Source organism: Mucilaginibacter ginsenosidivorans, from assembly GCF_007971025.1.
In the GTDB taxonomy this organism is placed as follows: Bacteria; Bacteroidota; Bacteroidia; order Sphingobacteriales; family Sphingobacteriaceae; genus Mucilaginibacter; species Mucilaginibacter ginsenosidivorans.
Window position 1 is genome coordinate 3,046,017 of record NZ_CP042436.1, and the last position, 23,229, is coordinate 3,069,245.

The following is a 23,229-nucleotide window of genomic DNA, read 5'->3' on the forward strand; positions in this document are numbered from 1 at the left end:
CAGCCCGGGCTATGTGCTGGCGCAAGGAGAAATCTTATTCACGCTGCATAGTTTGCTTTGCGCATGTATAAAATTTCTCCTCGTTCCTCGTCGAAATGACAGGTCTTTTTGGGCTTATTGCTTCCTTTTCAACGCCTCAGCAATGGCCTTTTCAGCCAATGGCTCCATTACCCGGTAACCTTCCAATGTTGGGTGTACGCCGTCATGAGAAAGATTTTTTGGCAGGCCTTTTTCCGCATCTACCATCTTCGAATAATAATCCAGGTAAACCACACCATTCCTGTCGGCGTAATCCTTTAGCATTTTGTTAAGGGCGATGACCTTTTCTGTGGGGATGATAGAGGGCCTCCAGGGGAAATGATTGGACGGTAGAACCGACGAGATAACGGGCCTTATACCAGCTTTACGTGCCAACTGAACCATGGAAACTATGTTACCGAAAACATTTTCCAGCTTATTGGGCCCGGTATTTTCGGCAATATCGTTAATACCAGCCAAGATAACCACCACCGATGGTTTCAGCTCGATGACATCTTCGCGGAAGCGAACCAGCATCTGTGGTGTGGTTTGCCCGCTGATGCCCCTGTCATAATAGGGCTTCCCTGCAAAGAAGGCAGAATCGGTATTTATCCAGGCGTCGGTTATCGAGTTACCCAGGAACACCACGCGTTTCTCGTTCGGCGCCGGCGGCGGTACTTTGCTATTGGCTTCTGCATACCTTCTCAGGTTGGGCCAGTCGGGCTGGCTGGCTATTCGCCGCGCTTCCGCAACCTGCGGGTCGAGGGGCGTTAAGAGGCCCTCTAATCCCAGCCACTCATAAAAGCGGTCTATCCAGTTGTCGGTGGGTATACCCTGGTGTTTCATCCCAAAACCGTGGTTGCCTTTGGCGTAAAGGTGCATTTCCGCCGAATGCCTGGATGCGAGCCATTTACTGTACAGGTCGACGCTGTGCGGCGCCAGGCCAAAACCATCATCGCTTGCTGCTGCCAAAAACATAGGCGGGGCGTCGGCCGGTATGGTTCCCTGTAATTCGGGGGGCATATATGCGTAGATGGGCGCCACATAGTCGGGTTTGTTTTCGGGCGTATAGTTATAGGCGCTTGATGCAGCCATCGTTCCGCCTGCCGAAAAACCGATGATAACAATACGGTCGGGCGAGATCCCGTATTCCGCCGCATGCTTCCGCACATAAGCTATAGCCGCGCGTGTGTCGGCAATGGCGACCGGGATAACCTTTTTGGCATCTTCCTCCATCTGTTTTACGGGTTTGGTCCGCTGTTCCTCGGTGGGGTCGTTCGTCAGGGTGTGCATTACGCGATATTTCAGCACAAACGCGGTGAGGCCCCGCCACCTCAGCCAGTCGGCAACATCAGTACCTTCGCTTTTTATGGATAATGCCTGGAACCCCCGCCCGGGCACACGATAACCGCTGTGCCCACATTGTTATCCTTCCAGGGCTGGAACACAGTGAGCGACGGATGGGTGACATTGTAAACTACCGGTGTGTGCCACAAATTACTGTCGAGCTGTTTTTCTTCCCAGTTCCAGCTTTCCGAGCCGGGCGCTGCGCCGTTATACAGTTGAATTACTTTTTGCTGAGCCTGAACGGCAAATACCGCGACCGCAAATACCGCGGTCAATAATTTCTTCTTCATGGTTAAGTTTATGGCAGATATGGGTGACAATATCAGGTTTTTTCAGAGCCTTGTCAAAGCCTATTTCGTCATTTAGTTGCCGCTATTGTAAAAATTATGTTCATGTTCTCCTTTTAAGTGTGTTTGCAGCCCGGGGATAAAATATCCGGCAATAAATTTCGTACATCTGTCTAAAAATAGTTGTTATGGCGTTACCCCAACCACAACAATATCCCTTTGGTTACATGCGCGCCAGGATATTACCTATCATTTTTGCTGTTACTGTCCTTATATTGCAATCGTGCAGCCACAAAAGGCAGGTGTATAAAAGCGAATGCGACGATGGCGTCGCTTTTAAAAAGGTCAGCTTCAACCATCTGATGGACAGTATTGAAAACTACGACCGGCAATACATCGAGGTTTCGGGTAAATACGAAGAAGGTAAGGAACTGTCGGCGCTATTTAATGACAACACGCTGAGCGGCGCAGCAGGGGATGACGCCCTTTGGGTTAATTTTAATCCCGATTGCCCTTTATACCTTGCGGGTACACGGCATGGGCTTTTTGAATACAACGATGGCCAGTTTACACAGCTCAACAACCGGTCGGTAACCCTACGGGGCAGGATAGATGTGCACAACAAAGGCAGTCATAAACGCTGCAAAGCAACTATAGACAGGGTAAGTTTGGTGAGCCTGTAATTTACACTTCCAGCACCAGGCCGTCATAAGCCAGGGTGATATTTTTCGGAAGCAGGCCTAATATGGCTTGGTGCCGCCCAAGCCGATGGCTGATGTGCGTAAAATAAGTCTCTTCAGCGCCGATCTCCTTGGCGAAAGCGATAGCTTCAACGAATGTAAAATGGGAGATATGCTTCTCTATCTGCAGGGCATTGATGACGAGCGTTTTGGTGCCCTTTATCTTTTGCTTTTCGGGTTCCGAAATGGTTTTGGCATCCGTGATATAAGTAAAATCGCCTATACGGAAACCAAGTACCGGCAATTTATAGTGCATAACTTCGATCGGCCGGAACAGGATATTCCCAATCGAAAATGGCTTAAGGTCGATGGTTTTGAGGGTCACTTCAGGAATGCCGGGGTATTTCATTTCGGCAAAAACGTAAGAGAACTCGCGTTTTAAAGCTTCCTGTACCCGGGTAGTGGCATAAACATCAATAGCCGATTCCTGGCGGTAGTTAAACGCGCGGATATCGTCCATACCTGCAATATGGTCCTTGTGTTCGTGCGTAAAAACGATGGCATCCAGGTGCCTTACTTTGGCGCGCAGCATCTGGTACCGGAAATCGGGCCCTGAGTCGATGACGATAACCTTGCCTTCCGCTTCTATCATGACAGAGGAGCGCAGGCGTTTATCGCGGGGATCGGGCGATGTACATACTTCGCAATTGCAGGCTATTACTGGGACACCCTGCGAGGTTCCGGTTCCTAAAAAAGTAATGGTCACAGTTGCAGCCTGGTTTGTTTTATTTGTTGAACAAAGGTGATCTGTTTATCATCAAGCAGGTCGTAATCAAGGTCCAGTTCGCGCACCAGCTCAACTATCGCATGTATCTTGCTTTCGAGGTTCGAGAATTTATTAACCACGATAACCTTACTGCTGAGTAGCATACATGCACCCGTTTTAAAGTTCCCCTTCTCGTACCGCACCTTGTAGCCCGCGCTGCGGAGTAAGATTTCCAGTTTTTCAAGCGTATGGGTAGTTAGCGTGAGCATGTGTCCCAAAAATAGCAAGAATAGATGTGAGATGTGAGATTTGAGACGTGAGTTTTTGAAATAATTTGAATTTATGAGGTGAGGATATTTTATTTGATAGAACCATCCTGTTTTCGCACAACAAAAAGGGGGGGCTTTTAACAGGAAAACTCTAACCCTCTTTATTGCCTGCAATAGAGAGGGTCGGCGAGCTAAGCAATGCCGGGGTGGGTCGAGACGGCGACAGGTTGAAAACGTTATTTTTTTTCAGCCTTATCCAATGACTTCCGGTAAACGCCGCTCATTTGTTTCATCACAAATCCTTTTGGTAGAAATTTGATAAAAAAGCCGCCGACACGGTTCATAAAGCCCGGGATGTGTACGAGCTTTCGTTTGATAAAGGCATCGATACCTTCCTTTGCCGCCTGGTCCACCGGCATCAGCCAGCTTTTAAGATCGTTGAATTTCTCTCCTGCGGTCATTTCGGTAACAATGCCGCCGGGGGTATATACGGTGACCGAGAAATTTTTATTCGTTAATTCATGCGATAGTGCGGTCGCAAAGCTCAAAATAAATGCTTTGGTACCCGAATATGCAGCCTGGTACGGCACTGGAAATATCGCCGCCATGCTGGATACGATGAGTATGCCGCCTTCTTTCGCCGTTTTCTCAAAATCAAAGGCAAGCCGGTTGGTCATCCGTGCAACAGCATTGACGTTGGTTTGCAGCATGGTTTGAAAATAGTCCCAGGTCAATTCCTCATGTTTACCAAAATAAGTGATGCCTGCATTCAAAATTGCTCCATAAAGGTCGCCGCCTTTCAAAATTTCATCCAGCGCCTGGTCAACTTCATCCAATTTCGAGAGGTCGGCCGTTATCACCTTTACCTTGACGCCGGCCTGTTTTTCAAGTTCAGATTTCAGGCTTTCGAGTTTATCCTTTCTTCGCGCCAGCAGGATCAAATTAGCGCCGTGACTGTTAGCCAACTGACGCGCCATTTCTTCGCCCAGGCCCGAAGACGCCCCGGTAACCAGTACCCATTTATCTTTGAATCGCAGTTTGCTCATGAACGGGATAAAGCTAAAGAAATTTGTGTGATTTGCCTCACCCTATATCACTTCCCAATGGAAACGGACTATAACTTTCGGGATCAAAAGCCTATATTTAGTTTCCAATCAAACCTCTATGAAAAAGTCTTTACTAGTCTTGTTATTCATTGCTTTTAGCATTTATAGTTTCGCGCAGGAAACTAAAACCTATGCCGAAAAACTCGGCTGGCCCAAGGGCGCTAAGGTGCTGATACTGCATGTGGACGACGCAGGCATGTCGCACGACTCGAACGACGGCGTGGAGCAGGCTACCGGCAAGGGAGTGGCTACTTCAACCAGCGTGATGATGCCCTGTCCCTGGGTGCCCGAGATAGTGAAATATATTAAAGAACACCCGGATCTGGATGCCGGGCTGCACCTGACGCTTACTTCCGAATGGGAAAATTACCGCTGGGGGCCGCTGGCAGGCAAAGCAGCCGTGCCCGGCCTGGTTGATAAAGAGGGAAGTTTCTATCCGGCAGTTGCGGCGGTTTATTTTAGCGCATCGGGCGATGAGGTTGACAGAGAGATCCGCGCCCAGCTTGACAGGGCCTTGGCTATGGGTTTTAAGCCCACACACCTCGATTCGCATATGGGTACGCTGTTTGCGAAAAAGGCTTTTATGGAAAAGTATATCCAGTTAGGTATTGAAAAGCAGATACCGGTAATGTTCCCCGGCGGTGATGATCTTTTTTACAAGGCGGAGGCGAAAGCAGCATTAATTGCGGATATGAAGAAAAAGGGAACTTATAAAGAAGGTATGGCCATACCCGACCCGGCTGAACTTACCGGAGCCAAAGATATAGGCGCCATGATATGGAAAAATGGTTTACCTGTATTGGACGATCTGCATAATTCGAGCTACGACTGGCAGATGCCGGATATTGAGCATAAGACTGACGCCGAGATACAAAAATGGTACACCGATCATTATATTGAAAGCATAGGCCGCCTTAGCCCGGGCCTGACAATGGTGATCATGCATTGTACCAACCCGTCGCTGACATTCAAATACATTTGTAACGAAAGCAAAAAACGTAAAGGCGATATGATGGCCATGCTCGACCCGAGGCTGAAGGAATTTTTGGCTAAAAATGGCTACATTCTTACCACCTGGCGGGAGGTGATGGAAAGGAGGAAAAAGGCTGAGAATGATTAAAAGAAATTATTTTATCATTTCTTTTGTAGCATAAAGGCAATAATAGCCGTAATGTATGATGTATTGCATTTGTCAGTTAAAATTGAACAGCCCGCAATATGCCTTAACATTTTTATAAATATCAAAATAGAAACTACATTTATTCGTTAATAATCAGTTAATAACCAAATTATGAAAACTTTACTCTTAACAGTTGCCATTGCTCTTATCACAATAACTATTTTTTCCTGCGGGAAAACCTCGGTTACGCCTACCGTTGTCGGAAAGGTGGATACCAGTACAACACTTGTCGGCAGCACCCTGATAGTTGGCGACTGGAACCTGAAGAAGGATTCCGTTTTTTTGAATGGGGTCAATAATGTATACACAGGGGTGGACGGCGACCATTTTAAGTTTACCAAATACAGCAACCTATATATTCACATAACATCGGGTAATCTTATTGATACTGCGATATATACGCTTTCATCGCTTAATTTACAGGTTTCATGGACCAACTTATATTATAGCCAGAACGGAAATGTTGTAAGCGGTCAAAGTAATTCGTTCCCGTTCATTGTTACTACTATTGACGATCATAACATGGTGCTTACTTCAAATGTGAGTACGCCCGGTGGCCAGCGCTATGAGCAGCTGACCTTTACAAAATAGCCAGCGCGGTTATTCGATTTTTATCCCGGAACGGAATATTTATTAACTGACCAATGCGTCAGTTTTTGAAAATTAAATATTTAGTTCCGGGATATGTTTTTTACTTTCGTTCAGGATCAGATCTAAATCTTATTTCTTCTCTCCTCAACAAGGCTTATATCTATCAAAGTTTATCTCAGATCTACCACTTCCACACCCGGGTGATCTTTTTTGTCAAAAGTGAATGTGCTTTCCGGCATTTTCGGCTCCGAAGTCAGGCTGCGAATGGTATAAGTATAGCGGCTACCATTCTTATCAAAAATTAACGCGCTGTATATTGCTTTTTTGGCCTTGTCAATGGTCAGGCGCACTTTAAAAAACTGCTTTTTTGTGTCCTCGGGCGTCAGATCGATTATTTGGCACAACTTGCCGTCTATTTTTTCGTCGCCGTTGTAAACGTACTTATAGCCATGCTCATAAATGGTGAATATCTGCGCCGGGTTAAGGTTGTCATCGCTATGGTCCACATCATTTAATTCCACTTCCTTATCCTTTTTATTGTAGGTCCACTGGCTTTTGCCATCGCTTATTATTTCCTGTATTACGGTAGCTTTTTTTTCCTTCGGATCGTAAATGGTCACTTTAAATTTATTGGCTTTTGGCTGCGATATCAGCGTACCCGTTTGGGTATCATTGACTTGTGCCTGCGGATCTTCGAGGGAGAAGGTGAAATCAGCCTTAATAATGTTATAGCGGCTGTATTTTTTGCTTACTGCGCTTAAAATTTTCTTTGCTTCCACGTCTTTTTGCGCGAACGCGATATTTAAGGTCAACAAAACTGCCAGGATAGATGCAAATATTTTCTTAGTCATAATTATTGGTCATTAGTCAATGGTCAATTGTAATTGAGACCGCGACTGGTGAACAGGGTTTAATATTAAATTGTTTTCTGAATAACTTCCAGATGCCTTTCAAGGCTGTATTCGTCGCTGAACAGTACCTCACGGGCCTTGCTGCCTTCAAAAGGACCCACAATCCCTGCGGCTTCCAATTGATCGATGATACGGCCCGCGCGGTTGTAACCCAGCTTCAGTTTGCGTTGAATAAGCGAGGTAGAGCCCTGCTGATGGATAACCACCAGCCTCGCAGCTTCCTCAAACATTGGGTCCCGGTCGGCGGGGTCAAATTCTTTGCTGCTGCTGCTTTCGCCTTCGCCAACATATTCCGGTAACAGAAGGGCGGTAGGGTAACCCCTTTGGTTTCCTATAAAGTCGGACACTCTTTCCACCTCGGGCGTATCCACAAATGCGCACTGCAGGCGTATCAGGTCGCTGCCGGTGGACAGCAGCATATCTCCGCGCCCGATCAGCTGGTCGGCGCCCCCTGCATCCAAAATGGTACGCGAATCGATCTTTGACAATACCCTGAAAGCAAGCCTCGACGGGAAGTTGGCCTTTATGGTACCGGTGATGATATTAACCGACGGCCGCTGCGTAGCAATAACCAAATGGATACCCACCGCACGGGCCAGCTGTGCCAGCCGGGCAATCGGCATTTCAACCTCTTTGCCTGCCGTCATCATCAGGTCGGCAAATTCGTCTATCACCAACACGATGAAAGGCAGGTAGCGATGCTTTTCCGGGTCGCTGATCTTACGGTTTATAAATTTCTGGTTGTATTCCTTCAGGTTACGCACGCCCGCATCCTTCAGCAGATCGTAACGCTGGTCCATTTCGATACAAAGCGAATTGAGCGTATTCACCACCTTTTTGGTGTCGGTTATGATGGCGTCCGACTCGTCGGGCAGCTTAGCAAGGAAATGGCGCTCTATTTTGCGGAACAATGTCAATTCGACCTTTTTGGGATCGACCAGCACGAACTTCAATTCGGCCGGGTGCTTTTTGTAAAGCAGCGAAACCAATATGGCATTTATACCAACCGACTTACCCTGGCCCGTTGCACCGGCAACCAGTAAGTGGGGCATTTTGGCGAGGTCGGCAATGAATACTTCGTTGGATATGGTTTTACCCAAAGCAATCGGCAGGTCCATCGTTGTATTCTGAAACTTATCCGTTGCCAGGATGGAACGCATGGAGACCATTTCCGGGTTCTGATTAGGTACTTCTATACCGATGGTGCCTTTGCCCGGCATTGGGGCAATGATACGGATACCCAATGCAGCCAGCGACAGCGCAATATCATCTTCCAGGTTTTTGATCTTGGAGATGCGCACACCCGGTGCCGGTATGATCTCGTACAACGTAACCGTCGGCCCGATGGTGGCTTTGATCTTGTCTATCTCGATATTATAATGGTTCAGCGTTTCAACGATCTTGTTCTTGTTCGCCTCCAGTTCTTCGGAATTAACCGTGATCTTATTCGACCCATAATTCTCCAAAAGATCGAGCGACGGATATTTATACGAAGCCAGTTCGAGTTTATGGTCGTAGGTGCCAAACTGATCGACAAGCCCTTTCGCTTTATCGTCATCGGCCTGCTCGATATTTAAGATGTTGGTGGGCCTGGCAGTATCGATAGTAAGGGGTATTTCTTCTTCAGACTCAGGTTCATGCACCGATGTGTCAGGCTTTAATACGACAGGCTCGTGGAAAACCGGTTCCGGTGTTACCTTATTTTGAGGGTCGGGGGTTAGTACTTCGTTCTTTAATTGATTGCCGTTCTTTTGCCATTCAACCGGTCTCGAACGGAAATCGTCCTCTAATTCCACCGGTTCGGGCACCAGGTTTTCAACTACGTCATCATTCAGTGTTTTTGCTCTTAACCGTGGCAAACGGAAGTCGATATTATAAGCTATGATCAATACGGTAAGCGCAGCAAATACAAGTATCCCCGCTGTTCCGGCTTCGCCAACCTGGGCATCAAGCAGCCTGTTGCTCCAAAACCCGAAGTTGCCCTCAAGGAAATGCGGAACATCACTAACAAAGGCATGAAAAAAGCCGAGTGTGATAGATACAAATACGAGTAGAAAAAGAGAATACCCCAGCGTTTTGCCAACAGGGTAAAGCCTTACCTTGAATAGCAACCGGTAACCGATGATAAAAAACACGAATACAAACAGGAATGAAGCTATCCCGAACCACTGGAAGATAAACTGGTTGGAGAGCAGCGCGCCGAATTTACCCAGCCAGTTTTCGACAACCGGGTTTTTTATGCCATTATCAATGAGCTCCTGCTGGGTCTTGAACAGGTTGTGCCAGCCGCCGTTGGCAACGGATACATAACTTTGATCTTCCTGCCAGGTAAACAGGTACGATGTAAAGGCGATAAGAAAAAAGACCGATAGTATCAGTAAAAACAAGCCCAGGATCTTGATGGCACGCCCGTCTTTGAAGTTAAACGGAGGCTGCCTGTCCTGTTTTTGCTTAGATGGCTTTTCCTTTTCGCTTTTTGACGTGGAACGGTCGGGTTTGGTATCGTCCCTTAAAGTGTTTGTTTTGAACTGGTTTCCTTTAGCCGGCATCCTTACATAAGCGCGTTATTACGCAACTGTAAAGTTAACAGATTAAACAAACATTGGAAACGGTTTAAGGGAAAGAATTTGTCGGGGTTCAAGAAGGGTCGCTTCGCCAATTAACTCGCCCGACCGGCGCTTCGCCGGGTCATCCTCTCTATTGCAATCAATAAAGAGGCTTTGGTATTTTCCTTAATAAACAAGCCCCCTCTTTGCCCGGCAGAAAAGGGGGCAGGGGGGTGAGTGAACAGCAGCCGTGTGTCAGCGACTTTTTTTAATTTTTTCCACATTTGCCAAGTTATTAACGCCTGCCTTATATGTGCTTGATTTTTTAGTAATATTGGAGTATGAGCGTGGAATTACTGGAAGAATATATTGCTGCAGCCGACCTGAACAGCCTGGTTAACCTGTTGCAGCAAAATCCGGCGCTTGCCAGGACTAAGACCTCGGCGCAGGTTTCGCCCCTGATGTTATCCTGTTATTATAAAAAACCCGATGTTACGGCTTTGCTGCTTAAATATATTGAGGACATCAGCCTGTTCGAAGCTGCTGCTGCGGGTAAATTCGATGTCGTAGCGCACCTGCTTTATACCCATCCCGAAGCGGTAAACGATTATGCCGACGACGGTTTTACCCCGCTGGGGTTGGCCTGTTACTTCGGGCAATTTGAAGTGGCACGTTACCTTGTTTTGAAAGGCGCCGATGTAAACTTACCCTCGAATAACGGTTTTAATGTGTTCCCCATCCATTCGGCCGCTGCGGGGAATTATACCGATATTGTCCGCATGCTGGTTGACAATGGTGCACAGGTAAACGTGCGTCAGCAGGCAGGCGCCACACCTTTGCACTCTGCTGCACAAAACGGTAATCTTGAGCTGCTGATATTATTGCTTGAACATGGTGCATCGACAGAGGCACGTATGGAAGGCGGCAAACTTCCGGCCGATCTTGCCCGGGAGAAAGGATTTGCCGAAATAGCAGAGATATTGAGCTAAAGTAAACGTTAAAGATACCTGTCTGTATCTTCAGAATTGTCACTATCCCTGTCCCTTGCCAGAATGTTGAATATTTCGATATTGATGAACTCTAAAGGCGGGGCTTTTTTGTAGTCTTGTTCAATCGCCGAAATTACGCCGCATATCTTTTCCATTATTTCCGGTTTTAAAGCCGCATTACTATCCAGTTGTTCGCAATCGTTTATACCATGGGTTTTTAGTATAAAATATTCCACCTCGTGATAACGAATTCCATAAATAAGCTTTGAGGCATGCGGTTTAATGATATGATTAACCGAAAAATAAAACGGGGGATCTTCTGTTGGTATCATGGCATCGGAAATTTGTATCGGCACAGTAAAATAATCTATCATTAACTAATATTTAATGCTGATATAATGTTTTACTTAATGGGAAATATTTATTGAATGTCGCCGCGATTTGACTTGAAAGGGTCAGAAATTGTATTTTGGCCACCTGAAATAAAAAATATTTATCTTTATTAGGTAAAGCATACTTAATGACTGGCGACGATATCATTTTGTTAGGTGACAAGCATGTTGGCGAACCCTACCAATTGGGCGTGCATGTGTCTAAGGATGATGCTGCATACAAAGGACCCTGGGATTGCACCGAGTTCGTATCGTGGCTTTATTATCAGGTTTTCGGTATCCTTTATGGTTGTGAAAATAACCAGGGCGATCCGCACACCTACGAAACTTACAGCGGCCAATGGGCGCGCGATGCTAATACGCTCGGACGCATCATTACGGTAGAAGAAGCTAAGGCTACTCCGGGCGCAGCTATTATCCGCTTTGCAGGTAATGGCGATGTGGGCCATATTGCGGTGTCGGACGGCAACGGCGGAACCGTCGAGGCGCACGGAAAGGCCGACGGCATAACAAATTCGGTGGTCGACGGACGCCGCTGGGATATGGGCGTACTGGTGCCCGGTGTAACGTACAAACCCAACCCCGTTATCCCTTATACACCGCCGTCTATTATTATTTACAGGCTGATGCACCCTTATATGGTGTCGCCGGATGTAGGCAAGATACAAGCCGCTTTGAACCGCCGGGGTTTCGACACCGATGGTGTCGACAACATTTTTGGCGAATGCACCTTCAATGCTGTAAAGCAGTTCCAGGATTCGGTGGGGCTTAACCCCGACGGCGAAGTGAGCGCCTTAACGGCAGCCGCGCTGGATATAAGCCTGAAATAGGCTTGCTTCAATAAAGCTTAAAATTTAAACGTAATACCGGCATTGATCACTGACAGGCTCTGGTAGCCCAGTTCGCCGTAAACCCCGATATTCTGCTGAAAATAATACCGTATTCCGCCGAATAGCCCAAACCCTGCCGCACTTGCTGCGCTTCCGCTATATCCCTGGTTATCGCTTACACTTACTATAACATACCCCAGGCTGGCGCCGCCATAAAGATCGATATTGTTATTAAGCTCCAAAAGCTGGTTAAAATGGTACGAACCCCGGGCGCCTACGTAAATGGCATTTTCTTTAAACGTATAATTTGCACCCACAAGGTTGTATTTATACTTTGAACTGGCGAACGATAATGTGCCGCCTACGCTTATGGCATCAGTAACACCATGTTCGAAAGATACGATCGGATTTACGGGTAGCGAAGTCGTATACCCCGCCCCGAAAAACGGGCTGCCGAAGCCAAGCCCGGCGTTCAAAAGATTGTCACCGTTACTGAATGCCGTGCTGCCAGATTGGGCCATGCCGGCAGAACTTATAGTTATGACCAGCAGCAGGGAAAAGAGCATATTTTTTTTCATGGCTTAAGTTTTAGATCATGGGCCGAAGCGCCCATGATCTAAAACTAAGTGTAATGACGCAGGTCATCAATCACCATTTATTTTGTGCCGCTAGCCATTTATTAGTCGTTGAATATCAGCCGGTAAATGAAGCAGGCCATCAATCAAACCCGCCGTGGCGGTTGGCCTTAACAGGTTCGGGCCATTTGGCCGGCTCTCCTGTTTTGGGGTCGATGGGTAATATGCTTTTTTCGTTTGATGTTTTTGCCGGATCTTCGCAAGCCTCGTAAGCTAAGATCGCAGTAAGTATGGCGTTGTTGCGCACATCATCAAATACAATTTTATCATAAGTGTCGCGGTTGGTATGCCAGGTATAAATTCCGTACGACCAATTGAGTGAGCTAAGCGAGAATGCCGGTGCGCCTGCCGCCACGAATGAGGCAAAATCGGACCCGCCACGGCCGGGCGCGCCCGGAAAGCTTGTTTTGAGGTCGGTTTTGTATTCTGACGGCACTTTTGACAGCCAGCGGGTGATATATTCGTACGAATTAAGGTATCCCTGGCCCGAAATATTCTCTATGCGCCCGGTGCCGTTGTCCTGGTTAAACAGGGCCTGAACATTTTTAACTATTTCGGGATGATCTTCCACGAATGCCCTCGAACCATTCAACCCTTCTTCCTCGCTGCCCCAATCGCATATTAAAATGGTTCGTTTAGGGTTCGGATAAACCTTTTTCAGGATTCGTATGGCTTCCATCATCGTTATGGTGCCTGTTCCGTTGTCGGTGGCGCCGGTGCCGCCGTCCCACGAATCGAAGTGCGCCGAAAGTATGACATATTCATCTGGTTTTTCAGTTCCCTTAATTTCGCCGACCACGTTGAAGGTAGGCATCGGCCCAAGCTCCTTTGATTCGCAATGTACACTGATCTTTGGCTTATCGCCCGATTCGGTGAGGCGGTAAAGCATGCCATAATCTTCAAGCCCGATGTCGATAGTAGGCACTTTTTTGGTATAGGCGCCGAAAATTTTATCCACCCCAAAGCCGTTCGACCAGTTGTTGATCACCACGCCAACAGCGCCGGCATTCTCCAGGGCTACCGGCAGGGTTTTGTTGGTGAGCCCTGTTTTACGCAGGCGGTCGCGCCAGGCTTCGGTTTGAGCCGTGCGCTCCTTCTTCATTTTTTCAAAGGATTCTTTGGTGGCAAATTCCGTCCAGTTATAGTCGGGCCGGCCGGTTGGCTGGCACATGGATATCATCACAAATTTACCTTTTACATTGGGCAGCCAGGCTTTAAAAGCATTGCTGTCGGCCAGATCCGGGATGATAACCAACTCCGCTGTAACCGTTTTTTTGCCCATGCCCGGGCTCCAGGCCAGTTGCATTCCTTCCAATGATTTCTCACGCGGGTAAACCAGGTCGATATGCGAAACGCCGCGTTCCCAGCCCCGCCAGTCGCCCCATTTTTCCTGCTTGGCGCTTATTCCCCAACTGGCGTATTTAGCTACCGCCCAATCGCCTGCCTTTTGCATCTGCGGCGTCCCGACCAATCGCGGTCCTATTCCGTCGAATAATTGGTGGGCCAGTGTTTCGAGCTGCGAATTGTCAGTTTCCTCCTTAACTATCTGTTCGATAATAGGATCTTTTGTCTGCATGGTGCCCTGGGCGGAGCACAATGTCGCCGATAATAAACATGCGGCGAAACCAATGGGTAATGTGGTGATCTTCATGATCACGAAAATAAGTATAGGATTGCAGAATGTATTAGTTTTGTTACAGCCTCACCCCAAGCCCTCTGCAAACGGAGAGGGACTTTATATTTTACATTTGAGCAATGACAGATAACCTGATAACCCATATCAATAAGTTTGTTCAGTTAACAGAAGCCGAAGTTGGAATAGTAACAGCAGCAGTTAAACCGATTGCCGTTAAAAAGAAGCAATTCCTGCTGCGGCCGGATGAAATATGCCGTGCCAATTATTTTGTAAGTAAAGGCTGTATGCGGTTGTATTTTATCAATAGGAACGGGCAGGAGCAGATAACTATGTTCGGGATCGAGAACTGGTGGATAACTGATTACAGCAGCCTTGAGACCGGTAAGCCATCGAATTATTATCTGCAAGCCATAGAGGACTCCGAGGTCATCAGCATCGACAAAAAAACAATGGATGGATTGTTCCAGCAAGTGCCCGGGCTCGAACGGTATTTCAGGTTAATACTCCAGAAAGCCTTCACGGCTACTATGCGCCGCTTCGAATATTTTCGCGATCAAACGGACGAGGAGCGTTACCGCCACTTTGCATCGCTGTTTCCCGGTTTTATACAGCGCATACCGCAATACATGCTGGCATCTTATTTGGGATTTACTCCACAGTTTTTGAGTAAGATTCGTGCTAAGAAGTCCGAAAGTCGGTAAGACCGAAAGTCTGAAAGACAAGAAGCTAATAAACTATTGCTTTCGGACTTATGCGGACTTCCGGACTTTCCGATTCTAACCATTTCTTAATCCTGATTAACTTTTTTTTCCTGCCAACCGGGGAACTTTGTCTCAACATTTAATCTTAAAAGTAATGAGCAAACGAGTTGGAATAGAACCTAAAGCGTACGAGGCTATGATGGGTTTTGAAAAGTACCTGGAAACTACGGACATCAGCCCGATACATGCCGAGATGATCAGGATAAGGGCGTCGCAGATCAATGGCTGCGCTTTTTGTATCAATATGCACACCAAAGATGCCCGGAAGGCAGGGGAGACCGAGCAGCGTATTTATTTGCTGAACGCGTGGCGCGAAACGTCGCTTTATACACCTGAAGAAAGAGCTATTTTAGCCCTGACCGAGGAGGTTACGCTGATCAGTGGCCACGGAGTATCTGACAAAACTTATGAAGAAGCAGAAGCGCTGTTAGGCAGGAAATATTTATCCCAGGTTTTAGCGGCCATTATTGTCATTAACGCGTGGAACAGGCTGGCGATAAGCAGCAGGATGCAGCCAGCAGATTGAGTTTAAGGGTTGATTGAGTTGACTAAGTTTAATGGTTGATCAGGTTAAAACTTAATTCAACTTAATCAACCCGATCAATTACCTGCTTCAGGTTCATCGTCACGTTCCACCGTTATGGTGCATTCTGTAACCAGCGCCGCAATAGCTCCTACAGCGGCCATGGTTGGCAGTAAAAGCGCGCCCACTACGCCTACTGTCAGCGGGAAGCTGGCCAGTTCCTTACCCGATTTATCATTGATCGTGATCTTACGGACATTCCCTTCCGCGATCAGCTCCTTTACCTTTTTTAACAGGTTTTCCCCGTTTAGCGAAAATGATTCCTTCGTCATGGTCGTATTTTCTATTTAGACCCGGAGCGATGGCTTATGTTACACGAAAAACAGCTTTTGGAAGTCAGCTAAAATTGTTATATTTGATAGGTAAACCTTTCTTTGTTCAATTGTAAATCGTTGATGGCCAGTCAACTTAGTTATGAAAAACAAACTGCTTTTTCTTGCCCTGCTTGCTATCGCCGCAGGCGTAATAACCTGTAAGAAACCACATGTAAAGCCGTCCGATCCAAACCAGGGGGATTCCCTGCTTAACAATACGCCAAAGACCAAAGCCGGTGTCGAGAATCTTTTGCTTAATGCCTACGGATTGCTCGACGGTACTTATTCGGGACAGCCAACAGCCACCTGGACCACCGGCACCGATAACTGGATGTATGGCAGTGTGGCCGGCGGCGACGCTTATCGCGGCAGCAATATAACCGACCAGGGGGACGCCTTTACGCTTAACAACTATATCGAAACGCCCGATAATACATGGCTTGATCCTAAATGGCAGGCCACTATGCTGGGGATATATTACTCCAATACCGTACTTAAGCAGTTGCCCCTGGTTAAGGACGGCTCACTTAGTGCGGCTGAAACGGCCCAGGTTACAGCTGAAGCAAGGTTCCTTCGGGGTTTTTTTGAGCTCGAACTGGCAAAATTATGGCATAATGTGCCCTATATAGATGAAACTGTTGTTTATGACAAGGGCTATAAAAATATAAGCAATACCGGGGCAATATGGGATAAAATTGAAGGCGATTTCAGCGCAGCCAAGGATGTTTTGCCCGCTACGCAGCTATCGCCGGGCCGCCCCAATAAATATGCCGCGGAAGCCTTCCTGGCAAAAACATTCATGTTCGATCATAAATACAACCAGGCTCAGCCGCTTTTGACCGACCTGATAACTAATGGTGTTACATCAAGCGGGGCAAAATATGCACTGGGGCGATATGCCGATAATTTTAATCCGTCGACCAAGAACGGACCTGAAGGCGTTTTTGTGATACAGGCCTACGTGCACGACGGAACGCAGGGGCAAAATGGTAATGCGGGGGATATTCTCAATTTCCCTACGGCGGGCCCTGCCGCCTGTTGCGGATTTTTTAAACCCTCGTTCAGTTTCGCTAATGCTTTTAAAACCGATGCAAGTACAGGTTTGCCCTTACTGGATACTTACGATGCTGCCGACCTGAAAAACGACGAGGGTATCGCTGCCTCCGACGCTTTTGTGCCGACCACTGCTGCAATTGATTCCCGCCTTGACTGGTCGGTAGGGCGCCGCGGCATACCTTACCTTGACTGGGGCCTTATGCCGGGTGATACGTGGAGCGGCGGTGCAAATTCCAGCCAGAGGACGTCGGGCCCATATGTCAATATCAAAACAGTGTACTACCAGGCTGCGCAAGCTGCAACAACCGAAAGCTACGGCGGTTGGGCAACCAACCAGGCAACATCCAACAGCTACAATGCCATACGTTTTGCCGATGTGCTGTTGTGGGCCGCCGAAGTGGAAGTTGAAACAGGCAGCCTTCAAAAGGCCGAAGATTATGTGAATATGGTACGTTCACGTGCCGCCGACCCGACAGGCTGGGTGCACACCTATAAGGACCCGTCGAACCCGATGAATGGTTATACCAGCGCACCGGCCGCTAATTATAAAGTTGGTCTTTACGGCGCCGCAGGCGGCAACCCATCAACCGGGTTTACGGCAGGTGGGCAGTCGTATGCGCGCAAAGCTGTTTATTTTGAGCGTATGATAGAACTTGGCATGGAAGGGCATCGTTTTTTCGACTTGCAGCGCTGGGATGGATTATATGGCGGACCGGCCGGGCATGGTTATATGGCGGGCGTATTAAATGCCTACATAGCCCATGAAAAGAATTCGCTTGGCTCGGGCACGCAAACTCCTACGGAACTAACCTCTGCACAGTTTACCGCCGGCAGAAGCGAGGTGTACCCGATACCATTGATAGAAATAACCGCATCCGGAGGAAAATTGAAACAAAACCCGGGTTATTAACTAAAGGTATCCTTCCTTTTTCAGGTAGTCGGTCCATATTACATAAGCCTCGGGTTTCAGATGCAAACCCTCGTATGTGTATTTGGCAATAAGCCGCTGGTTCTCATCAACAAACAGGTGAAAAATATCTACATAAGTATAACCGCCCAAAACAGCGTTCGCTTTTAATAATTTATTCAAAGCCAATACATGTTCCTCTTTATCATAATGTTGCGGAAAGCGCGGCAGGGTAGGGTTTACCGGCAACACGCTTTGCACATAAATTTTTGTCTGCGGGCATTTTGCGTGTATCTCACGTACTATTTTCAGGTAATTATAAGCAATAACCACATCGGGTATATCCCTGCCGATGTCGTTTATGCCCAGTAAAATAAATATCTTCGAAGGCTGCCGGTCGGTAATATCCTTCATGCGTTTCAATACCCCATAGGTAATATCGCCCCCGATGCCCCGGTTAATTACCGTGGTGTCATTTAATACTTTTTTCCAGTTGCCCATCTCGGTAATGCTGTTACCCAGGAACATGATCTTGCCGGTTACAATGGGCTCCTTTGCAAATTGCGCGATGCGTTGCGGGGTATGCTCGGGTATGAACGGTATGGTATCGAACAGATTTTGGTTGGTTACGCTTTGCGCCTGTACCGCAAAAGGGAAAAGCAGGAATAAAAACAAGCACTTCTTCATTTTTTAAAAGTAGCAAGTACTTGGCTTAAAATCAATATGCCTGTTGCGTTGTAACAGGATTATTGCGGGGGGCGGTTAGCTTGTTTAATCGGCTTTGTGGATCTCAATGATGCGGTAAAGCGTACTGTCGCCAAGGGTGAGGGTGCCGTGTATATTTTTACCGTCGAGTTTAAAACGCCACGAGCCTTTAGCACCGCGGCCCACATTGGTGGCGGTAAGCGTTTTTGAAGCGTCATCGTAGACAAAATCGAGCACACCCATTTCCTCCTCTTTGCCATTGACGACTTTATTCATCTGGAAACGGTAAGCTTTGCCCCCCGGCAGCTTTGTAGCATGATAGGCCGCGATCTCATCGTGACAGGGCGATCCTTTTACCTGGCACAGCGATGTGCCTGTCCACGTGCCCGAAACCGGGTCGGTCTGCAGGGGAGGGAAGGGCGCTTCTGAAAGAAGCCCGGCCAATGCAGACGACAAAATGACAGCATAAGTTTTCATGTTAACACTTCTTTATTTTGTTTTTTTTCTCTCGCTATCAAAAACGCAATGCCGCTAAAAGCCAGCGCCTCGAAAACGCTTGTCCACTCGTTGCCATTTCCGGTGTGCGGGTCGGCTATGGCACGAGGGACATGCAACATAATAAACCACAAAAATATCATGATACCAACCAGCCTTGCAGCCAGTTTGGATAGATGTTTAAAGAGCAATAATGATGTGCCAAATATCCCGAGGATAATACCAATTCCACCGGAAATAAGCGCCACCCCGGCAAAATCCGACCAGAAATAGTGGAACGGTATCCAGTTGGGTACCAGCGAGGCGCAAAAATCGCGGTAAATAAAATGTGTCGATCCGAAAGTAACCAGCGTTATCGCCAGCATGTATTTTCCTGCAGGGATCAGTTTTTCGACAAATTTTAAAAAAACAGGCATGTTATTGTCCGGCGGGAGCGAACCGGCTACAACTAATGCACCGCCGGCAAGCGTAAATTCCTTAAAGGCATTTATCCACGATCCTATATGACCGGGGTATTGCGTGCCCGGTACCTGAAAGATCAACACAAATAAAAACAACACAAATGCGAGAAGGAGCGACGCCGTCCGCCCTTTAAATTCGAACAGGATACAAATGGAAGCAGCGATAAGGCCGATACTGCTAACTGATGTCCACAGGAGCCGGGGAGCGAGCCATGCGGGGTAGTGAGGCGGCATAATAACGGCCATCATATCAGCAAAAATGAATTGCTGAACAGCTATCCCCATAACAGATAGCGCGAAGAACGCCCGCCATATTTTGCTAAAATCTTCCATAAAAGGTTATTTACCAGATTGTAAGAACCAAATTATACAAAATTTCTTTTAAAACTAAAAGAATAGGTGATTGGGTGAGAACGGCATATTTGTAAAACATATACCTATTATGTATAATTGCACTATCAAGGTGATGGTGTTCCACCTATTTGAACCGTTCGGCCCGTAAAGGCAGTTCTGATGACGCCTGCGAAATAAAGAGTTTTGTGTTTTATTTTACAGCGTTTTATCATTCATGAAAAATATACTCCTGATTTTCATTGGCGGCGGCGCAGGCAGCCTGATGCGTTATTTTTTGAGCCGTTTTATCAATAGCCTGTCAACTTCCCACTTCCCTTTTGGCACGTTCGTGGTTAACGTAGCTGGCTGCTTTCTTATAGGATTTATTATATTTTATACCGAACGGTATGGTGAGCGGGCCGATACATGGCGACTTTTGCTGGCAACCGGGCTTTGCGGAGGATTTACAACCTTTTCGACCTTTTCACTTGAAAGCAGTGAATTGATCAGTGAGCAGCATATCCTGGTGTTCCTCCTTTATACGGCCGGAAGCATATTGCTCGGACTATTGGCTACCTATTTAGGATTACTTGCCGGAAGGGCGGCTTGATCAAACTACCAGGCTTTCCAGCTCAGAGAAATTATTAATAACGTAAGCCGGGCTATCGGCTTTGCCAAAACCATATTCGGCCCAAATAAAGGGTACACCTGCACCTGCCGCCGCCTGCTGGTCCCAAAGGGTATCGCCCACATATACAGGCATTTTCAGGCTGTTCCGTTCAACTATCATTTGAATGTTATCGCTTTTTGGTTTTCCCGTATTGCCCGACGACTCAAAATCGGTAAAAAGCCCATCCAACTGGCAGAATTCGATAAAATCTTCGATATAACCTGCCATACAATTGCTGACGATGAACAGTGGGTAAGACTTTTGTAATTCAACCAGTGTTTCCCTTACGCCCGGGTACAATATGCCTCCCCGGGAGCGCATCATGGCTGGTTCATGGTATTTGAAGGCTGTAAATACATCGGTGTGTTTTTCCTTCGGGATGAAGGTCAGATGTTCTTCAAAAAGTTTATCAATCTTAATACCGGCATAGGAGCGAATATTATCCTGCGTTAAAACCCGTTCGGTCACACCTGCTTCGGCTAAAGCCAGGTTCCAGGCCACGGTGCAGGCTTCTGAAGCATCCCATAAAGTGCCGTCAAGATCGAAGATAAGGCCGTCTGTTTGTATTGGTGCCAGAGTCATTAAAGTAATAGTGTTATTTCTTCCTGATGTAAATGTGTTTTACGTTCTTTTTGCCGGTATCCCGTTCGTCTATCTCGAACAGGTTGATGCTCCTGATCATGGGCGACATTTTAGCGAAGCCATAATTACGCGGGTCAAAATCAGGTTTCTTTTTGATGATCAAACTTCCCAGGTCGCCTAAATAGGTCCAGCCGTTTTCGTCGGCAAGGTCGGTGATGCTGTCGGATATCAGTTTGATGATCGCGGGATCAATTTTATTTAACGGACCTGCTGCAGGTTCGGGTGCAGTTTTTGAAGGCTCGCGGTTATCCGGTTCGGGCTGGCTTTCCCGCTCTTTTTTAAGAATTTCAATATAAATGAACTTGTCGCAGGCGGTGATAAACGGAGCCAATGTTTTCTTCTCGCCAATGCCGATCACTTTCATCCCTGCTTCTCTCAGGCGGGTAGCCAGCCTTGTAAAATCGCTGTCACTGGATACGATGCAGAAGCCATCCACCTTGCCAGTGTAAAGGATGTCCATCGCATCGATGATCAAAGCGCTGTCAGATGAGTTTTTGCCTTTGGAGTAGCTGTATTGCTGAATGGGTGTGATGGCATTCTCCAGGAGTACCTTCTTCCAGCCCGAAACTGTTGGCTTTGTCCAGTCGGCATATATCCTTTTAAAAGTAGGGGTGCCGTATTTGGCAATCTCCTCAAACATCTCTTTCACATAAACGTAAGGCACATTGTCGGCATCTATCAGCACCGCCAGTTTCAGATCATTATAGGATTCCATAGGTCGAGTTTATCTGAAGCGAAGGTAGGATTAAATTTTGGTGATGAATAGGTGGCAATATTTGACTCACCTTTGGTTTAAAGGATGTCCAATTACTTAGATATTGCTATTATTAAAATTGGGGGTTTCTAAGGGGGGTGTTAGCAAACCAGAGTTATTGTGGAAAGTTATTATAAAAGGCAGGGTGAACTTTTCGACTCACTAGCTAAGCGCTTATCGGGGTAATAGTCCCTGCCTTTTATGATTGCCTAAGGCCCAACTAGAATACTTTCTTTGCGACAACAAAGGTGATTGGCAAAAGGCAATTTATTAACGTATTTAAAGGATAAACGTATGAAAAGCTGGAATGTTATTTTAGGTGTTGACGTGTCTAAGTTAACGCTCGACATCTGTTGTGCAGAACGGAACCTGCACATCAAGATTGATAATTGCTCCAAAGGGTTCACCATACTTAAAAAATGGTGCAGGACCAATGAGATAGACCTGAACCAAACGCTAATGGTGATGGAATATACCGGTGGTTACGAATACCGTTTCATGCAGTTCTGCGAGTCGTTATCTATTTCTTATAGCCGGATACCTGGTTTGGAGATCAAACAATCAATGGGTATGACCAGGGGTAAAAGCGACCAGGCTGATGCCTTCCGTATCGGGCAATATGGCGAAGAAAAAAGTAAACGTCTGAAGCCTTCAAAACCACTGGATAACAATATATTAAAACTGAAGCAGTTGCTATCATTCCGTAAAAGACTGGTTCGTGAAAAGGCGGGGTTGGAAAGCACGGTTAAAGAAAGAGGGCATATGTATTCCATGAAGAAAGCAGATACAGTTACTCATATTGCTCAGTCCAAAATAAAAGCGGATAAAAAATACATAATCGAGGTAGAACAGGAGATCATGAAAGTAATCAAAGGCGACGAATCGATGTTATTAACCTACCGGATCATAACCAGTATTAAAGGCATAGGGCCGGTCAATGCATGGATGACCATAGCCTACACCGAGAACTTTACCAGCTTTACAGATGCGCGGAAATACGCAGTATATGTGGGAGTGATTCCGTTTGAGCACACTTCAGGCACGAGTATCAAAGGACGAAAGCAGGTAAGTCATCTGGCCCACAAAGGGTTAAAAAATGAGTTAAACCAGGCAGCCAAAACAGCAATAGCTCACGATCCGGAACTCAAGGCTTATGCAGAAAGAAAGCTTGAAAATAAATGTTACCCATTAGTATTAAACAACGTTAAATTCAAGCTGATCCTTAGAATGTTTTCATTAGTGAAAAGAGGTGAATTGTATGCGCAAAACTATAAGAGAGCAGCATAAAAAGAACTTTTTTCTGATAAATTTGCATATATGGTAAACCTAGAATACCCCGACATCGTTTCACTCGTCGACCCTCTT

Annotated in this window: 26 protein-coding genes and 1 riboswitch; of the genes, 10 read left to right on the forward strand and 16 right to left on the reverse strand. The window is 46.7% G+C overall.

The features are described from left to right. Nucleotides 1-114: 114 nt before the first annotated feature. Together FRZ54_RS13945 and FRZ54_RS24740 are read right to left on the reverse strand one after the other, a co-directional pair. Nucleotides 115-1,419, reverse strand: coding sequence for a GDSL-type esterase/lipase family protein (locus tag FRZ54_RS13945; RefSeq protein WP_228462487.1), 1,305 nt, complete (start codon nucleotides 1,417-1,419; stop codon nucleotides 115-117). Beyond that, nucleotides 1,386-1,655: a hypothetical protein gene (locus FRZ54_RS24740; RefSeq protein WP_228462488.1), complete on the reverse strand. Its 270-nt coding sequence runs from the start codon at nucleotides 1,653-1,655 to the stop codon at nucleotides 1,386-1,388. The genes FRZ54_RS13945 and FRZ54_RS24740 overlap by 34 nt, the downstream gene beginning before the upstream one ends. A 185-nt stretch (nucleotides 1,656-1,840) precedes the next feature. Here FRZ54_RS24740 and FRZ54_RS13950 point away from each other — a divergent pair, with 185 nt between their 5' ends. Further along, nucleotides 1,841-2,335, forward strand: a complete 495-nt coding sequence (locus FRZ54_RS13950) for a hypothetical protein (protein WP_147032207.1) — start codon at nucleotides 1,841-1,843, stop codon at nucleotides 2,333-2,335. Nucleotide 2,336: 1 nt separating this feature from the next. Here the strand turns inward: FRZ54_RS13950 and FRZ54_RS13955 are convergent, their stop codons facing one another. The 3 genes from FRZ54_RS13955 to FRZ54_RS13965 all read right to left on the reverse strand — a co-directional run bounded on the left by FRZ54_RS13955 (nucleotide 2,337) and on the right by FRZ54_RS13965 (nucleotide 4,413). Continuing rightward, a complete protein-coding gene (locus tag FRZ54_RS13955; protein ID WP_147032208.1) occupies nucleotides 2,337-3,098 on the reverse strand; it encodes an MBL fold metallo-hydrolase in 762 nt (253 codons plus the stop codon). Beyond that, nucleotides 3,095-3,367 carry a hypothetical protein gene (locus FRZ54_RS13960; protein ID WP_147032209.1) on the reverse strand — a complete coding sequence of 91 codons (273 nt, stop codon included), beginning with the start codon at nucleotides 3,365-3,367 and terminating at the stop codon, nucleotides 3,095-3,097. The genes FRZ54_RS13955 and FRZ54_RS13960 overlap by 4 nt, the downstream gene beginning before the upstream one ends. Before the next feature lie 236 nt (nucleotides 3,368-3,603). Next, complete coding sequence (locus FRZ54_RS13965) at nucleotides 3,604-4,413, reverse strand: SDR family NAD(P)-dependent oxidoreductase (RefSeq protein WP_147032210.1); 810 nt, start codon at nucleotides 4,411-4,413, stop codon at nucleotides 3,604-3,606. A gap of 118 nt (nucleotides 4,414-4,531) precedes the next feature. Here FRZ54_RS13965 and FRZ54_RS13970 point away from each other — a divergent pair, with 118 nt between their 5' ends. Both FRZ54_RS13970 and FRZ54_RS13975 read left to right on the forward strand, forming a co-directional pair. Beyond that, nucleotides 4,532-5,593, forward strand: coding sequence for a polysaccharide deacetylase family protein (locus FRZ54_RS13970; protein ID WP_147032211.1), 1,062 nt, complete (start codon nucleotides 4,532-4,534; stop codon nucleotides 5,591-5,593). A 171-nt stretch (nucleotides 5,594-5,764) separates the two neighbouring features. Next, entirely contained in the window at nucleotides 5,765-6,244 is a 480-nt protein-coding gene (locus FRZ54_RS13975; RefSeq protein WP_147032212.1) for a hypothetical protein, read from the forward strand. A gap of 170 nt (nucleotides 6,245-6,414) precedes the next feature. On the opposite strand, the gene FRZ54_RS13980 is transcribed toward FRZ54_RS13975, so the two are convergent. Continuing rightward, the gene (locus FRZ54_RS13980; RefSeq protein WP_147032213.1) at nucleotides 6,415-7,095 is read right to left on the reverse strand and encodes a LolA family protein; all 681 of its coding nucleotides are present in this window, start codon (nucleotides 7,093-7,095) and stop codon (nucleotides 6,415-6,417) included. A gap of 65 nt (nucleotides 7,096-7,160) precedes the next feature. Next, nucleotides 7,161-9,704, reverse strand: a complete 2,544-nt coding sequence (locus FRZ54_RS13985) for an FtsK/SpoIIIE family DNA translocase (RefSeq protein WP_147032214.1) — start codon at nucleotides 9,702-9,704, stop codon at nucleotides 7,161-7,163. Between the two features lie 338 nt (nucleotides 9,705-10,042). Here FRZ54_RS13985 and FRZ54_RS13990 point away from each other — a divergent pair, with 338 nt between their 5' ends. Further along, the gene (locus FRZ54_RS13990; RefSeq protein ID WP_147032215.1) at nucleotides 10,043-10,690 is read left to right on the forward strand and encodes an ankyrin repeat domain-containing protein; all 648 of its coding nucleotides are present in this window, start codon (nucleotides 10,043-10,045) and stop codon (nucleotides 10,688-10,690) included. An 8-nt stretch (nucleotides 10,691-10,698) separates the two neighbouring features. On the opposite strand, the gene FRZ54_RS13995 is transcribed toward FRZ54_RS13990, so the two are convergent. After that, nucleotides 10,699-11,064 (reverse strand): hypothetical protein, encoded by a 366-nt coding sequence (locus FRZ54_RS13995; RefSeq protein ID WP_147032216.1) that lies wholly within the window; start codon nucleotides 11,062-11,064, stop codon nucleotides 10,699-10,701. A 146-nt stretch (nucleotides 11,065-11,210) separates the two neighbouring features. Here FRZ54_RS13995 and FRZ54_RS14000 point away from each other — a divergent pair, with 146 nt between their 5' ends. Next, on the forward strand, nucleotides 11,211-11,912 hold the full coding sequence (locus tag FRZ54_RS14000; protein ID WP_147032217.1) for a C40 family peptidase: 702 nt from the start codon (nucleotides 11,211-11,213) through the stop codon (nucleotides 11,910-11,912). Nucleotides 11,913-11,929: 17 nt separating this feature from the next. On the opposite strand, the gene FRZ54_RS14005 is transcribed toward FRZ54_RS14000, so the two are convergent. Then, nucleotides 11,930-12,490 carry an outer membrane beta-barrel protein gene (locus tag FRZ54_RS14005; RefSeq protein WP_147032218.1) on the reverse strand — a complete coding sequence of 187 codons (561 nt, stop codon included), beginning with the start codon at nucleotides 12,488-12,490 and terminating at the stop codon, nucleotides 11,930-11,932. 139 nt (nucleotides 12,491-12,629) lie between these two features. Next, nucleotides 12,630-14,198 carry a M20/M25/M40 family metallo-hydrolase gene (locus FRZ54_RS14010; RefSeq protein ID WP_147032219.1) on the reverse strand — a complete coding sequence of 523 codons (1,569 nt, stop codon included), beginning with the start codon at nucleotides 14,196-14,198 and terminating at the stop codon, nucleotides 12,630-12,632. Nucleotides 14,199-14,302: 104 nt separating this feature from the next. Here FRZ54_RS14010 and FRZ54_RS14015 point away from each other — a divergent pair, with 104 nt between their 5' ends. Both FRZ54_RS14015 and FRZ54_RS14020 read left to right on the forward strand, forming a co-directional pair. After that, on the forward strand, nucleotides 14,303-14,884 hold the full coding sequence (locus FRZ54_RS14015; RefSeq protein WP_147032220.1) for a Crp/Fnr family transcriptional regulator: 582 nt from the start codon (nucleotides 14,303-14,305) through the stop codon (nucleotides 14,882-14,884). 154 nt (nucleotides 14,885-15,038) lie between these two features. After that, nucleotides 15,039-15,470: a carboxymuconolactone decarboxylase family protein gene (locus tag FRZ54_RS14020; RefSeq protein WP_147032221.1), complete on the forward strand. Its 432-nt coding sequence runs from the start codon at nucleotides 15,039-15,041 to the stop codon at nucleotides 15,468-15,470. 74 nt (nucleotides 15,471-15,544) lie between these two features. On the opposite strand, the gene FRZ54_RS14025 is transcribed toward FRZ54_RS14020, so the two are convergent. Continuing rightward, nucleotides 15,545-15,799 (reverse strand): DUF4342 domain-containing protein, encoded by a 255-nt coding sequence (locus tag FRZ54_RS14025; RefSeq protein ID WP_147032222.1) that lies wholly within the window; start codon nucleotides 15,797-15,799, stop codon nucleotides 15,545-15,547. A gap of 142 nt (nucleotides 15,800-15,941) precedes the next feature. On the opposite strand from FRZ54_RS14025, the gene FRZ54_RS14030 reads away from it, so the two are divergent. Further along, nucleotides 15,942-17,807 (forward strand): RagB/SusD family nutrient uptake outer membrane protein, encoded by a 1,866-nt coding sequence (locus FRZ54_RS14030; protein ID WP_147032223.1) that lies wholly within the window; start codon nucleotides 15,942-15,944, stop codon nucleotides 17,805-17,807. Here the strand turns inward: FRZ54_RS14030 and FRZ54_RS14035 are convergent, their stop codons facing one another. From FRZ54_RS14035 to FRZ54_RS14045, 3 genes are all read right to left on the reverse strand, one after another. After that, on the reverse strand, nucleotides 17,808-18,491 hold the full coding sequence (locus FRZ54_RS14035; RefSeq protein WP_147032224.1) for a GDSL-type esterase/lipase family protein: 684 nt from the start codon (nucleotides 18,489-18,491) through the stop codon (nucleotides 17,808-17,810). A gap of 84 nt (nucleotides 18,492-18,575) precedes the next feature. Beyond that, a complete protein-coding gene (locus FRZ54_RS14040) occupies nucleotides 18,576-18,986 on the reverse strand; it encodes a hypothetical protein (protein ID WP_147032225.1) in 411 nt (136 codons plus the stop codon). Further along, a complete protein-coding gene (locus tag FRZ54_RS14045) occupies nucleotides 18,983-19,798 on the reverse strand; it encodes a DoxX family protein (RefSeq protein ID WP_147032226.1) in 816 nt (271 codons plus the stop codon). The genes FRZ54_RS14040 and FRZ54_RS14045 overlap by 4 nt, the downstream gene beginning before the upstream one ends. Nucleotides 19,799-19,918: 120 nt before the next feature. Next, nucleotides 19,919-19,995, forward strand: a riboswitch (Fluoride riboswitch). Nucleotides 19,996-20,033: 38 nt separating this feature from the next. On the opposite strand from FRZ54_RS14045, the gene crcB reads away from it, so the two are divergent. Then, complete coding sequence (crcB, locus tag FRZ54_RS14050) at nucleotides 20,034-20,408, forward strand: fluoride efflux transporter CrcB (RefSeq protein WP_147032227.1); 375 nt, start codon at nucleotides 20,034-20,036, stop codon at nucleotides 20,406-20,408. Here crcB and FRZ54_RS14055 read toward each other — a convergent pair whose 3' ends face one another. Continuing rightward, nucleotides 20,409-21,050: an HAD family hydrolase gene (locus FRZ54_RS14055; RefSeq protein WP_147032228.1), complete on the reverse strand. Its 642-nt coding sequence runs from the start codon at nucleotides 21,048-21,050 to the stop codon at nucleotides 20,409-20,411. 13 nt (nucleotides 21,051-21,063) lie between these two features. Then, nucleotides 21,064-21,825 carry an NYN domain-containing protein gene (locus FRZ54_RS14060; protein WP_147032229.1) on the reverse strand — a complete coding sequence of 254 codons (762 nt, stop codon included), beginning with the start codon at nucleotides 21,823-21,825 and terminating at the stop codon, nucleotides 21,064-21,066. A gap of 333 nt (nucleotides 21,826-22,158) precedes the next feature. On the opposite strand from FRZ54_RS14060, the gene FRZ54_RS14065 reads away from it, so the two are divergent. After that, nucleotides 22,159-23,151: an IS110 family transposase gene (locus tag FRZ54_RS14065; RefSeq protein ID WP_147029980.1), complete on the forward strand. Its 993-nt coding sequence runs from the start codon at nucleotides 22,159-22,161 to the stop codon at nucleotides 23,149-23,151. The last annotated feature ends 78 nt before the right edge of the window (nucleotides 23,152-23,229 follow it).